The organism is Brevundimonas terrae (genome assembly GCF_011761985.1).
Lineage (GTDB): Bacteria > Pseudomonadota > Alphaproteobacteria > Caulobacterales > Caulobacteraceae > Brevundimonas > Brevundimonas terrae.
In genome coordinates this window covers 569651-582896 of the sequence record NZ_JAASQT010000002.1, presented here as the reverse complement: position 1 = coordinate 582896, position 13246 = coordinate 569651, and the positions used below count along the sequence as shown (strand labels likewise).

Here is a 13246-nt window from a genome sequence, read left to right as displayed (position 1 = left end):
GTCTTACTCCGCCGCCAGTGCGACCGGCGCGACCCGTTCACGGGACAGTTCGGCCATGGTTTCGCTGGCGCGCGCAATCGGGTTGGTCAGATAAGGATCGGTGATCGTGGAGACGAAGGCGATATCGCCCGCATCACCTTTAACACCCAGCGATGCCACGTCGAACGAAGCCGACGGTGCCAGATAGTCGATACGGCCGAACGACGGCACATCGGCCATCAGCTTGGCGCGCAGTTGGTTCAGATTGTCATACGGCAGGGTTTGACCCACGCGTTCCGACAGAGCGCGAACGATGGCCCAGTCTTCCTTGGCCTCGCCCTTCGGGAATACAGCGCGTTCTGCCATCTGTACGCGGCCTTCGGTGTTCACATACAGGCCCGACTTCTCGGTGTATGCGGCACCCGGCAGGATCACGTCAGCGCCATGAGCGCCACGATCACCATGCGAGCCGAGGTAAACGCGGAAGGCGTCCGAACCCGAAGCGTTCACTTCGTCGGCACCCAGCAGGAACAGAACGTCCAGAGCGCCCGGCTTCAACATGTCAGCAACCGACAGGCCACCGTCTTGCGGCAGGAAGCCCATGTCCAGACCGGCAACGCGCGATGCAGCGGTGTGCAGTACGTTAAAGCCGTTCCAGCCGTCCTTAACCACGCCAGTCTTCTTGGCCAGCGCGCCCAGAGCGTTCAGTACAGCCGGACCGGTTTCACCGACCAGAGCGCCCATACCGACGATGATCGCCGGACGTTCAGCCTTGGACAGGAAGTCGGTGACAGCCTTGGTCGGCTTGCCAACCAGCTTCGAGCCTTCGCCCAGATAGGCGTAGTCATAGGTCAGGTCGGCTTGTTGGCCGATGACAGCCACTTCGGCCTTACCGTTCAGCCAAGCCTTGCGAATACGGGCATTGAGCAGCGGCGCTTCGGTACGCGGGTTTGCACCCACGATCAAAATAGCGTCTGCATTTTCAATGCCTTGAAGGCCAGAGTTAAACAGATAGCTCTCGCGGATATCGCCGCTCAGAGCCGCGCCGTCTTGGCGGCAATCCGTATTGTTTGAACCCAGCGCGCGGAACAGGTCCAGCACAGCCTTCATCGATTCAGCGTCTTGCAGGTCGCCAGCGATAGCACCGATGCGATCAGCCGAAGCCGACTTCAGCTTGGCAGCGACAGCGTTCAGAGCCTCATCCCACGATGCGGCGCGCAGCTTGCCGTTTTCACGGATCCACGGACGGTCGAGGCGACGGGTTTGCAGACCGTCAACCGCGTAACGCGAACGGTCGGCCAGCCACTCTTCGTTGATGCCCTCGTTCACACGCGGCAGCACACGCATCACTTCCGAACCACGGTAGTCGGCACGGATGTTGGAACCCAGAGCGTCCATCACGTCGATGGTTTCGGTCTTCTTCAGTTCCCACGGACGATAGTGGTACTGCCACGGACGGTGCGTCAGCGCGCCCACAGGGCACAGGTCATTGACGTTGCCCGACAGTTCGCTGTCGATGTTCTTTTCCAGATAGGTCGTGATCTCGGCACCTTCGCCGCGCGAGATCATGCCGATGTCCGGAACGCCGGCCACTTCGGTGATGAAGCGAACGCAACGCGTGCACTGGATGCAGCGCGTCATGAACGTCTTGACCGTCGGGCCCATGTTCTTTTCTTCAACCGCGCGCTTGTTCTCGCTGTAACGCGAGCCGTCGCGGCCATAGCCCATGGCCTGGTCTTGCAGATCGCACTCGCCGCCCTGATCGCAGATCGGGCAATCCAGCGGGTGGTTGATCAGCAGGAACTCCATCACACCTTCGCGGGCCTTTTTGACCATCGGGGTGTCGGTGAAGATTTCCTGACCGGCAGCAGCAGGCAGGGCGCACGAAGCTTGCGGCTTCGGCGGTCCGGGCTTCACCTCGACGAGGCACATACGGCAGTTGCCGGCGATGGACAGGCGTTCGTGGTAGCAGAAGCGCGGGATTTCCTGCCCGGCGCGTTCCGCGACCTGCAGCACGGTCATGCCCTGCTCGAACTCAACCTCGACACCATTTACCTTGGCGATAGGCATTACGATTACTCCGCCGCGATCGTATGGCCGGCGAAGTTCGCACGGCTATTACGGTAGGTGTTGATGCGGTCTTCGATCTCGTGACGGAAGTGGCGGATCAGGCCTTGAACAGGCCAGGCCGCGGCGTCGCCGAGAGCGCAGATGGTGTGGCCTTCAACCTGACCGGCAACGTCCAGCAACAGGTCGATTTCCGACGGGTCGGCATCGCCGATCGCCATACGTTCCAGCACGCGCCACATCCAGCCGGTGCCTTCGCGGCACGGCGTGCACTGGCCACAGCTCTCGTGCTTGAAGAAGTAGCTGATGCGGGCAATCGCACGAACGATGTCGGTGCTTTCGTCCATGACGGTCACACCGGCAGTGCCCAGCGACGAGCGATGCTCGCGCATGGAATCGAAGTCCATCAGAGCGACTTCGGCCTGTTCACGGGTGATAACGGGGCACGAGGCACCGCCCGGAATAATGGCTTTCAGGTTGCCCCAGCCGCCACGCACGCCGCCGCCGTGATCTTCGATCAGTTGGCGCAGCGGGATCGACATGGCTTCTTCGACGACGCAAGGCGTGTTCACGTGACCGGCCAGCGACATCAGCTTGGTGCCGGTGTTGTTCGGGCGACCGAAGCTGGCGAACCAGTCTGCGCCACGACGCAGGATGGTGCCGACCACAGCGATCGATTCCACGTTGTTCACGGTCGTCGGGCAGCCGTACAGGCCAGCGCCAGCCGGGAACGGCGGCTTCAGGCGCGGTTGGCCCTTCTTGCCTTCCAGCGATTCCAGCAGAGCGGTTTCTTCGCCGCAGATATAAGCGCCGGCACCGTGGTGGATATAGACGTGGAAGTCCCAGCCATGGACGTTGTTGTCGCCGATCAGCTTGGCTTCATAAGCCTGCTTGACGGCAGCTTCCATGCGCTCGCGCTCGAGAATGTACTCGCCGCGCAGATAAATATAGCAAGCATGGGCCTGCATGGCGAAGGACGCGATCAGCGCACCCTCGATCAGCAGTTGCGGATCATGGCGCATGATCTCGCGGTCTTTACAGGTCGCGGGCTCGGATTCATCGGCGTTGATGACGAGGTAGTGAGGACGGTCCGTCACTTCCTTGGGCATGAACGACCATTTCAGGCCGGTCGAGAAACCCGCACCACCACGACCGCGCAGGCCCGAGGCCTTCACGTTGTCGATGATCCAGTCGCGGCCAAGGTCCAGCATGTCCTTGGTGGCGTTCCACGCGCCGCGTTTCTTCGCGCCCTCAAGGCCCCAGTCATGGAGACCGTAAAGGTTGGTGAAGATCCGATCCTTGTCTTCGAGGATTCCGATCATGGTTCCTTAAAGTCCTTCCGCCATGCGGCGTTTGTGGTGGCGGGTGCGTTGGAAAATGGCCGCAATGACCAAGACCCAACCGGCAAATAGCATGCCGTACGCAACCTTCACCGCATCCTGGGTTAGGCCAAAACGGCCTTCCTGAGCGAATACAACAAGCAGGGCCGCGACCACGATCAGCACAAAGCCGCCAAGGCGCAGTTTCCACCCTACCCGCTTCAATTCAGCGCGATAGGCCGTTCTGCCTTCTGGAGTGTCGAGGTTCGGCCGTGCCATCAGGCGTCTGCCTTTTTCGGTTCGGAGTTCGGCAGCTTCTTGATCTTCTTGGCTGCCGAGCCGTCATACAGTGCCGGATCGAGCAACACCTTGGCCCCGCCAACCGGTGCCGCATTGTGGCGACCGCAATAGCTGCCAGCCTTCGGCGTCTTGCCAGCGGCAAAATCGTCGATGATCTGGGCCATGTTTTCCGGCGTCAGGTCTTCGTAATACAGGTCGTTGATCTGGGCGACCGGCGCATTGGAGCAAGCCCCGATGCACTCGACTTCCTGCCATGTGAAGCGACCGTCGGCGGACAGCTTGTCCTTGGGACCGATCTTTTCCTTGCAGACGCGCATCAGGTCTTGCGACCCGCGTAGCATGCACTGGGTGGTGCCGCAGACCTGGATCAGGGCGACCTTGCCGACCGGCTCCAGCATGAACATGGTGTAGAAGGTGGCCACTTCCAGAACGCGGATATAGGCCATACCCAACAGCTCGGCGATTGCGCGGATAGCCGGTTCGGAAACCCAGCCTTCCTGCTTCTGCACCAGCCACAAGACCGGGATCACAGCCGACTGGCGGCGCGATTCCGGATACTTCTTGATCCACCACTGGGCCTTTTCCATGGTTTCCTTCGAAAACTCGAAGGAAGCCGGCTGGACCTTGGCCAGACGACGAGCGCTCATCGGTCAACTTCTCCGAACACCATGTCGAGCGAGCCGAGAATGGCGGACACGTCGGCCAGCATGTGGCCACGGTTCATCCAGTCCATTGCCTGCAGGTGGCGGAAGCCCGGTGCAGACAGCTTGACGCGGTAAGGTTTGTTGGTGCCGTCCGACACCAGATACACGCCGAACTCGCCCTTCGGCGCTTCGACAACCGCATACACTTCACCTTCAGGCGTCTTGAAGCCTTCGGTGTAGAGTTTGAAGTGGTGGATCAGCGCTTCCATCGAACGCTTCATCTCGCCACGACGCGGTGGGGTGATTTTGTTGTCTTCGGCCAGAACCGGCTCACCCGGGCAGTTACGCAGCTTGTGTACGCACTGTTCCATGATGCGGACCGACTGGCGCATCTCTTCGACGCGGCACAGGTAACGGTCCCAGCAGTCGCCGTTCTTGCCGACGACGATGTCGAATTCCATGTCCTCGTAGCAGTCGTACGGCTGGGCCTTGCGGATATCCCACGCAATGTCCGAGCCGCGCAGCATGACGCCCGAGAAGCCCCATGCCAGCGCGTTCTCTTTCGAGACCACGCCGATGTCGACGTTACGCTGTTTGAAGATACGGTTTTCCGTAACCAGCTTTTCGATGTCGTCGAGGGCGCGCGGGAATTCCTTGCACCAACGGTCGATGTCGTCGATCAGCTCGGGCGTCAGGTCCTGATGGACGCCACCCGGACGGAAATAGTTGGCGTGCAAACGCGCACCACAGGCACGCTCGTAGAACACCATCAGCTTTTCACGCTCTTCGTGGCCCCAAAGCGGCGGGGTCAGAGCGCCCACGTCCATGGCTTGCATGGTCGAGTTCAGCAGGTGGTTCAGGATGCGGCCGATTTCCGAATACAGAACACGGATGAGCTGGCCACGGTAAGGCACATCAACGCCCAGAAGGCGCTCGATAGCCAGACAGAAGGCGTGCTCTTGGTTCATCGGGGACACATAGTCCAGACGATCCAGATACGGGATGTTCTGCAGATAGGTGCGCGCTTCCATCAGCTTTTCGGTGCCGCGGTGCAGCAGGCCGATATGCGGATCAACGCGGGTCACCAACTCGCCGTCCAGCTCCAGCACCAGACGCAGCACACCGTGCGCGGCCGGGTGTTGCGGACCGAAGTTGATGGTGAATTTACGATCGTCCATCGCACGGGCGTGCGGGGTCAGGCCGTCTTCGTAATCCTCGAAAGGATCGACAGTGACGCCCAGAGGACGCGCGGGGGTGTTGTGTCCGTCAGCCATAGACTCAGGCTCCTGCCTTCTCGTCGCCGGGCAGCGGATATTCCGCACCTTCCCACGGCGAGAGGAAATCAAACGAACGGTATTCCTGAGCCAGTTTCACCGGCTCATAGACCACACGCTTCTGCTCTTCGTCGTAACGAACCTCGACATAGCCCGTCATCGGGAAGTCTTTACGCAACGGGTGCCCCTGGAAACCGTAGTCGGTCAGGATGCGGCGCATGTCGGGGTGATCCGAGAAGATCATGCCGTACATGTCGAACGCTTCACGCTCGAACCAGCCCGCCGACGGATAAACCGAAACCACGCTGGGAACCGGCTTCACTTCGTCGGTCTGGACCTTGACGCGCAGACGCGCCGCGCGGGTCAGCGAAAGCAGGTGATAGACAACCTCGAAACGCTCTTCGCGATCCGGATAGTCGGCACCACAGACATCCATCAGTTGCTGGAAGCCAAAGGTGTCACGCAGCGACTGCATGACTTCGACAATCTTTTCGCGCGGGGCGATCAGGGTCAGTTCACCAAAAGCAACAACAGCCTCGACACCCAGTGCCGCGACCATTTCCGTACCCAGAGGGGTCAGGGCCGATTCACGCTCGGCCACGCGGACGAGTTCGCTCATCGTTCAATGCTCCCGGTACGACGGATCTTCTTCTGCAGTTGCAGGATACCGTACAGCAGGGCTTCGGCAGTCGGCGGGCAGCCCGGGACGTAAACATCAACCGGAACCACACGGTCGCAACCGCGAACAACGCTGTAGCTGTAGTGGTAATAGCCACCGCCATTGGCGCACGAGCCCATCGAGATGACGTAGCGCGGCTCGGGCATTTGGTCATAGACCTTGCGCAGAGCCGGAGCCATCTTGTTGGTCAGGGTACCGGCAACGATCATCAGGTCGGACTGGCGCGGCGAACCACGCGGTGCCGTACCGAAACGCTCCAGGTCGAAGCGCGGCATCGACAGGTGGATCATTTCCACGGCGCAGCAGGCCAGACCGAACGACATCCACATCAGCGAACCCGTACGGGCCCAGGTGATGACGTCGTCCAGCGAGGTCGTCAGGAAGCCCTGCTCACCCAGTTCGGTGTTCACGGCCTCGAAAAACTTGTCGTGGACCTTGGGATCATATCCCTCGACGGTCGAACGAGCGGCGGTGCCAGCAGGCACCAATGGCGACGACGGCGCAATAACCGACGACGAAGGCGTGATCACTGCCATTCCAGTGCTCCCTTCTTCCATTCGTAGATGAAGCCCACGGTCAGGACGCCGAGGAAGGCCATCATCGACCAGAACGCAAACACCATTTCACTGTGCGACAGGTCAAACAGCGACACTGCCCACGGGAACAGGAATGCGATCTCGAGGTCGAAGATAATGAACAGGATCGACACCAGATAGAAACGCACGTCGAACTTCATCCGTGCGTCATCAAAGGCATTAAAGCCGCACTCATAAGCCGACAGCTTTTCAGTGTCCGGGTTTTTGGGAGCCAGCACCCATGCTGCGAGCATGAAGGCGCAACCCAAAACTATTGCGATCCCGAGGAAAACGACGATCGGTAGGTAATCTAGAAGAAATTCATTCATTCGAGCTGCCTCGCCCGCCAGTTGGAGGGGGCGGATTCGGCGCTTCTTAGACCCAACTTCGCCAGTGTTCAAACCCATGAGGCCAATAAGCGCACATTGAGAATGGTTCTCAAAACACTGGCGTTTTCAGAGGCCTATGTTACGCCAAGAAAACGACTGTATTGGTGACGCTTGAACCACATTTATGTTCCGCGCCCTACCCCTGCTTTAAGCGCATTGCGGGCCGAAATGCCGCACCTCGATCGTCTGGAATCCTCAATCCCCCTGCCAAAGCGGGGCAAGTTGCGGAAATTTTCGATAAATTTCGCAAAAACGCATTTATCCACAGGCCGTCGCTTGACGCAGGGCTCAGCCCCGCATAAACGACCGCTCTCGCCGCAGCGCACTGTCGCTCCGGCCGGGAAACGCGGGTGTAGCTCAGTTGGTTAGAGTGCCGGCCTGTCACGCCGGAGGTCGCGGGTTCGAGCCCCGTCACTCGCGCCACTCTTCTTCTTTATAATCTTATCGAAGCAAGAGTGGCGCAGCCGCCCTTTTCCCTTTCCAAACATTTCGAGCGTTTACCTCGGCCACGCTGATTCAGCCGTTCAGGCGCATGTCTGGCGCAGGCATCGCGAATTCCGCACAGCCGCTGACCTCGCCATAAAGCATGCTCAGTTCCTCGAACACGCGAGGCCACGCAAACTGCTCGACGGTCTTCACACGCGCGGCAGCTCCCAAGGCTTCGATATCGCGCTCGAATAGGGCCGCAATCGCCTCGGCATAGTCATCGGCATTGGCGCTTCTCGCCAACTGCCCCACGCTGTCATCGACCGTTTCGGCTACGCCACCCGAATTGACGCCCACCACAGGTCGCCCGCAGGCCATGGCCTCCAGTACGATCAGACCGAACGGCTCCTTATCATTGGCATGAACAAAGGCATCGGCACTGGCCACAATACGGGCCACCGCCTTGGGATCTTTTTCATAGTCGAGCGCAATAACACGCTCTTCGGCCGGCATACCCTGCCCCGCCCCGACCAGTATCAGATGATAGGGGTCGCCCAGCTTCTGGACCGCATCAATCAGGATATCGACATTCTTTTCTTTTGCAGGACGCCCCGCAAAACAAAGAAGACGCGCATCCTTGGGCAGTCCTGTGCGCTTCAGCAGCCAGTCACGATCACGCCGGTCAGGATGGAAGGTGTCCACCTCGACCCCCAGAGGCCTGATGACGATATTGTCGATTCCCGCCTCTTCGAGACGACGCGCAATAAAGCGGCTGGGCGAAACAACGCGGTCAAATTGCGAGAACACCTTGGCCCAGCGTTTTTCAACCGGCTTCTTGGCCCATTCACCGAAATGCAGCGCCGCCAGCGCCGCAGGGTCCGAGTGACAGAATCCGACGACGGGCGCACCGACTCTCTGCCCCGCCTCCAGCGCCCCTTGGCCCGCACTATATGGGTCACCTGCCTCGATAACCGCAGGATTCAGTGCGGAAACCCAGGCACCCCATTTACGGGCGGAACTGGGCCAGCGGTAGCCGTCACCGAAAGGCAGTTTGGGCGAACGGATTCGCAAGATCCCGTCGGCATCAATGTGATGCCTTGCTCCCGGCACGACGAGTGTATGGTCAACGCCCGGACGGTTCGCAGCCAGCCACGCCCCCTTGGCCTGTAGATAGCGCTTTACCCCGCCGGAACGCGGCGCAAACAACATGGTCGTATCGACAAGTCGCGGACGTCCTGACTGGGTGCCCGACTGCGCCATGGTTTTCAGGCGGCTGAGCGTATTGCCAATCTGCTCGTCTAGCGCGGGAAGAAGACTGAATTCCGCTTCCTGGATATCGATCTGACTCATCTATCTCTCAAATCCGTCGCTAGGGAATTTCACAACGCCCCAAACGCATCGGGGATGCGTGTGGACACAAACGAATCAACCGGCATCGTCGCGCAAAGCCTAATCACACAGCACAGTTACACCGTAGTAATATGACAGCGGTTGATTGGTGCCAAACCGCGCCTAAAGCCTTGCATTCGCCTTAAAACTGAGAAACTTGGAGTCAACGGGCAAATGACCTGCTAGACGGTCTGCTTGCTTCACTGACGACTGATTGCCTTGAGGGATTTGTTTCGAATGCGTGCACTACTGGCCACAGCAGCAGCGATTGCGCCTCTTGTCGTCGCTTCTGGCGCCTTTGCAGAGACTGTAGTCTCCACAGCCCGTACCACCCCGATTCTGACCTCGACCGCTACGGGTACAGGGCCGGACAGCGTCCGCATCGACAGTAAAGGTTCGATCACAGTCGCTAGCGGCAACGCTGTCACCATCGATTCCTCGCACGATTTCAAGATGGATGCGGGTTCGACCATCAAGATGGACAAGTCTGCTGACGGTTCGACTGGCGTGCTTGTACAGCCCGGTCACACCAGCAACATCACCATCGGCGGCACTATCAACATCACGGATTCGATCGAAACCTATCCGGATGACAACAAGGACGGCGTGCCGGATGGCCCGTGGGCCGCAGGCAGCGACCGCATGGGTCTGCGCTTTGCAGGACCGGGTGTATCCACGGGCAACCTGCTGATCGAATCGACCAGTGTCATCAATGTCGAAGGTAATGATTCTCGCGGCATTTCGGTTGAAAGCGACCGCGTTGGCAATCTGACCAGCTATGGCAGCATCAATGTTGTCGGTGATCGTTCGACCGCTGTGCATCTTGGTGGCAGCACCACAGGTGATGTGAACCTGCTGGGCTCGATCAAGGCCACCGGCGAAGGCGCAATGGGCATTGACGTCCAAGGTGATGTCGATGGACGTTTTAACGTACAGGGCACCGTCATTTCGACGGGCTACCGTTACACGACCCGCCCGGGCAACAAGCCTGAAAGCGGTGGTATCGACGGTTACATCTATTACGAGAACCTCGATGCCGATGACCTGCTGCAAGGCGGTCCGGCGCTTAATGTCTCTGCGAATCTGACCCAGGGCCTGCTGCTGGACAGCGGCCCGGCCTATGGTGCCGGCGGTATCGACGGTGACGAGGACGGCGACGGCGTCAAGAATGGCGACGAAGACGATGACGGCGACGGCATCAAGAACCGCGAAGACCCTGACCGCGATGGTGATGGCCTGACCGACGCCAACGAGGGTCGCGCGTCGGTCACCTCCTATGGCGGCGCGCCTGCTGTTCAAGTCGGATCGGCCACCCGTGACATTGATCTGGGTGTAACCGGCACCGGCGACAATGCTTATGGCATCGTCAACCGTGGATCGATTGCGGGCATCGGCGTCTATGACGGCGTTCATTCGACCGCGCTCAAGATTGGCGTCGATGGTGGCCATGCCGTCAATATTGCGGGCGGTATTCGCAACTCCGGCGAGATTGTCGCCACCAGCCTGCATGGCAATGCAACCGCTATCCAGATGGGCGCGGGTGCCAATACCCCGACCATCAATAACTCGGGCACGATCCGCGCAACCGGCGTTTCCAATACAAACAGCCAACTGACGGCCATCAATATCGATGCCGGTGCCAATCTGGGCAGCATCACCAACACCGGTTCGATTGTCGCCGATGTCACCGGAGGCAAGGCCTCGGTGACGGCCATCAATGATGCGTCCGGCACTCTAAGCAGCTTTGTGAACAACGGCACCGTTCTGGCCGTTGTCGCACCGACTGACAGCAAAGATACCGTTACCGGTTCGGCGACGGCGATCAATGCCTCCAACAACACAACCGGCTTCTCGTTCATTCAGGACGGTATCGTCGGCGGCGTTGTCGATGGCGTAGTCGATTCCGATGGTGATGGTGTTCCCGATACCAAGGAACCGTCGCTCACCGGCGACATCAAACTGGGATCGGGTGCCGATACGATCGATATCCGCAACGGTACCGTGAATGGCGACATCTCGTTCGGTACCGGCGCAGACAGCCTGCTGATCTCGGGCGGCGCTGTGGTGACGGGCAAACTCGATTCTGGCGACGGCCTGCTGTCGATCGACATCAGCAAGGGCACTCTGGACGCACGTCAAAGCGGCGTGACGGACCTGACCTCGCTGAATGTCGGCTCCGAAGGCACCCTGATCGTCACTCTGGATCCCACCAACACGGGTAATGGCGGCTTCAAGGTCAATGGCGATGCCACCCTGGCCGACGGTGCCGGTATCGGTGTGCGGTTCGACAGCCTGATCAAAGAACCGTCCAGCTTCACCATCATTGATGCCGACAACCTGAACCTCGGCAATGTTGACGAGCTTTCGCTCAAAGAAAACTCGCCATACGTTTATGAAATCGATCTGGATGACAGCAATGCCGCCAACGGCAAGCTGGACATCACTGCGCGTCGCAAGTCCGCCGACGAAATGAACATGATTGCCGTCGAGGCCGATGCCTATGACGTGCTCTATAACGGCCTTGAGCAAAACGACGCGATCCGTAACGCCCTGCTGGGCCAAACCTCGCGTGAAGGCTTCTTCGATCTGTACGAGCAGATGCTGCCGGACCATTCGGGTGGCCCGCTGATGTCTCTGGCTGCCGGTGTGGATGCCGTTACGCGCGCCCTGACCGGTCGCAACGCCTCGGCCGCACAGGGTGAAACCAGCGCCTGGGTGCAGGAAATCAACTTCTACGCCGACAAGGACAAGACCGATTCCTACGGCTTCCGCTCCGAAGGCTTCGGCGTCGCTGGCGGTATTGAACGCGGCACCAAGGCTGGCGCACTGGGTATGTCGGTGGCCTTCACCTCTTCGGACATCGAAGATCCCGAATCGGCTGCTGAAGAAGTCCTGTCGGCCAACCTGCTGGAACTGGGCGTCTATTGGCGCGCTCAGGGCCAGGCATGGACCACATGGGCCCGCGCGGCTGGTGGCTATGCATGGATGGACGCAACCCGTCGTCTGGTCGCTGACGGTATCAATCTGAAGAACGAATCCGACTGGAACGGCTTTACCCTGTCGGCGGCTGCCGGTGCTTCCTACGAGAAGAACTACGGCCGCCTGAACATCCGTCCTGAAGTCTATGCCGAGTACTTCTCGCTCAGCGAAGATGCCCGTACCGAAGTGGGCGGTGGCGACGGATTCGATCTGGAAATCCAGGATCGTGACAGCCACATCTTCTCGGGCGTGGCCGCTGTGAACATCGGCTACGGCTTCGGTCAGGACGGCTGGATTCGTCCGGAGGTCCGCGTCGGCTATCGCCACAACTTCTCGGTTGATACCGGCGACACGATTGCCCGCTTTGCTTCGGGTGGCGATTCCTTCCTGCTGAAGAGCCAGGGCATCGAAGGTGGCGGTCCGATCGTCGGCTTCCGCCTGAATGTCGGCAATGCGCTGGGCATGCTGTCCGTCACGGGCGATGCCGAGCTGCTGAAAGACTATGTGCGCTATACCCTGCTGCTGCGCGCCAGCTTCAAGTTCTAATCGGGCTATTCGCCTGACAAGAAAGGCCGGTGGAGCAATCCACCGGCCTTTTTTCTTGCCTCGCCAAGCCCTCTCATCGGCCCTGTCGCTGTAATCCGGTGCCACAGGCTATGGAAACCGGCAATGGTTTGCCCTTGACCCTCACAATGGCGGTAACGCCCTCTCCAGCGCGACGAATGAGGCATCAGGTCGTTATCGGTGCCAGCCCGCAAAACTTGGCCAAACCGGCTCGCACTGTCATGGTTTCACACGCATAGACCACAAAGCAAAAAGGCCACCTGTTAGGGTGGCCTTTTGAAATCCGATGGCTGGGGAACTAGGACTCGAACCTAGAATGACGGTACCAAAAACCGTAGTGTTACCATTACACCATTCCCCACCGCTTCGGTGGCCCGCTAGAGCGTTGCGCCCCGGCGAGGTCGGTTAGATATGCCAAGCTTTTCCGGAACGCAACGCCTTTCTTGCTGATTTTGTAGAAAATTTCATCGATCAGCGTCTTTTTTCAAAAGTGCATTTTCTGACTTGCAGCACCATGATGTGCTGGTTATAAGCCGCCTCCTCGACGCCGGACGGACACGTTGCCAACCGGATCGAATGTCGGAGTGTGGCTCAGTCTGGTAGAGCACCGCGTTCGGGACGCGGGGGTCGTAGGTTCGAATCCTATCACTCCGACCATCTTC

The 13246-nt window shown here is 59.5% G+C and carries 10 protein-coding genes and 3 tRNA genes; 3 read left to right on the top strand and 10 right to left on the bottom strand.

Annotated elements, in window-relative coordinates:
* Positions 1-3: 3 nt before the first annotated feature.
* The 8 genes from nuoG to FHS64_RS07480 form a co-directional block, all read right to left on the bottom strand.
* The gene (nuoG, locus tag FHS64_RS07515) at positions 4-2049 is read right to left on the bottom strand and encodes an NADH-quinone oxidoreductase subunit NuoG (protein ID WP_167177318.1); all 2046 of its coding nucleotides are present in this window, start codon (positions 2047-2049) and stop codon (positions 4-6) included.
* A gap of 5 nt (positions 2050-2054) precedes the next feature.
* Positions 2055-3368, bottom strand: coding sequence for an NADH-quinone oxidoreductase subunit NuoF (gene nuoF / locus FHS64_RS07510; RefSeq protein ID WP_167177316.1), 1314 nt, complete (start codon positions 3366-3368; stop codon positions 2055-2057).
* A 6-nt stretch (positions 3369-3374) separates the two neighbouring features.
* Positions 3375-3644 carry a hypothetical protein gene (locus FHS64_RS07505; protein ID WP_167177314.1) on the bottom strand — a complete coding sequence of 90 codons (270 nt, stop codon included), beginning with the start codon at positions 3642-3644 and terminating at the stop codon, positions 3375-3377.
* Complete coding sequence (nuoE, locus tag FHS64_RS07500; protein WP_167177312.1) at positions 3644-4312, bottom strand: NADH-quinone oxidoreductase subunit NuoE; 669 nt, start codon at positions 4310-4312, stop codon at positions 3644-3646. The genes FHS64_RS07505 and nuoE overlap by 1 nt, the downstream gene beginning before the upstream one ends.
* Entirely contained in the window at positions 4309-5487 is a 1179-nt protein-coding gene (locus FHS64_RS07495) for an NADH-quinone oxidoreductase subunit D (RefSeq protein ID WP_167177760.1), read from the bottom strand. Before FHS64_RS07495 ends, nuoE begins: the two co-directional genes overlap by 4 nt.
* 100 nt (positions 5488-5587) lie before the next feature.
* Positions 5588-6202 carry an NADH-quinone oxidoreductase subunit C gene (locus FHS64_RS07490; RefSeq protein ID WP_167177310.1) on the bottom strand — a complete coding sequence of 205 codons (615 nt, stop codon included), beginning with the start codon at positions 6200-6202 and terminating at the stop codon, positions 5588-5590.
* A complete protein-coding gene (locus tag FHS64_RS07485) occupies positions 6199-6819 on the bottom strand; it encodes a NuoB/complex I 20 kDa subunit family protein (protein WP_167177307.1) in 621 nt (206 codons plus the stop codon). Before FHS64_RS07485 ends, FHS64_RS07490 begins: the two co-directional genes overlap by 4 nt.
* Complete coding sequence (locus FHS64_RS07480; protein ID WP_167177305.1) at positions 6789-7166, bottom strand: NADH-quinone oxidoreductase subunit A; 378 nt, start codon at positions 7164-7166, stop codon at positions 6789-6791. Before FHS64_RS07480 ends, FHS64_RS07485 begins: the two co-directional genes overlap by 31 nt.
* Positions 7167-7572: 406 nt before the next feature.
* On the opposite strand from FHS64_RS07480, the gene FHS64_RS07475 reads away from it, so the two are divergent.
* Positions 7573-7649, top strand: a tRNA-Asp gene (locus FHS64_RS07475).
* A 93-nt stretch (positions 7650-7742) separates the two neighbouring features.
* Here the strand turns inward: FHS64_RS07475 and FHS64_RS07470 are convergent.
* Positions 7743-9002: a glycosyltransferase gene (locus FHS64_RS07470; RefSeq protein ID WP_167177303.1), complete on the bottom strand. Its 1260-nt coding sequence runs from the start codon at positions 9000-9002 to the stop codon at positions 7743-7745.
* 276 nt (positions 9003-9278) lie between these two features.
* Between FHS64_RS07470 and FHS64_RS07465 the strand changes: the two genes are divergently transcribed.
* Complete coding sequence (locus tag FHS64_RS07465) at positions 9279-12566, top strand: autotransporter outer membrane beta-barrel domain-containing protein (protein WP_167177301.1); 3288 nt, start codon at positions 9279-9281, stop codon at positions 12564-12566.
* A 305-nt stretch (positions 12567-12871) separates the two neighbouring features.
* Here the strand turns inward: FHS64_RS07465 and FHS64_RS07460 are convergent.
* Positions 12872-12945 (bottom strand) — tRNA-Gln (locus FHS64_RS07460).
* Between the two features lie 219 nt (positions 12946-13164).
* Between FHS64_RS07460 and FHS64_RS07455 the strand changes: the two genes are divergently transcribed.
* Positions 13165-13241, top strand: a tRNA-Pro gene (locus tag FHS64_RS07455).
* Positions 13242-13246 lie beyond the last annotated feature (5 nt).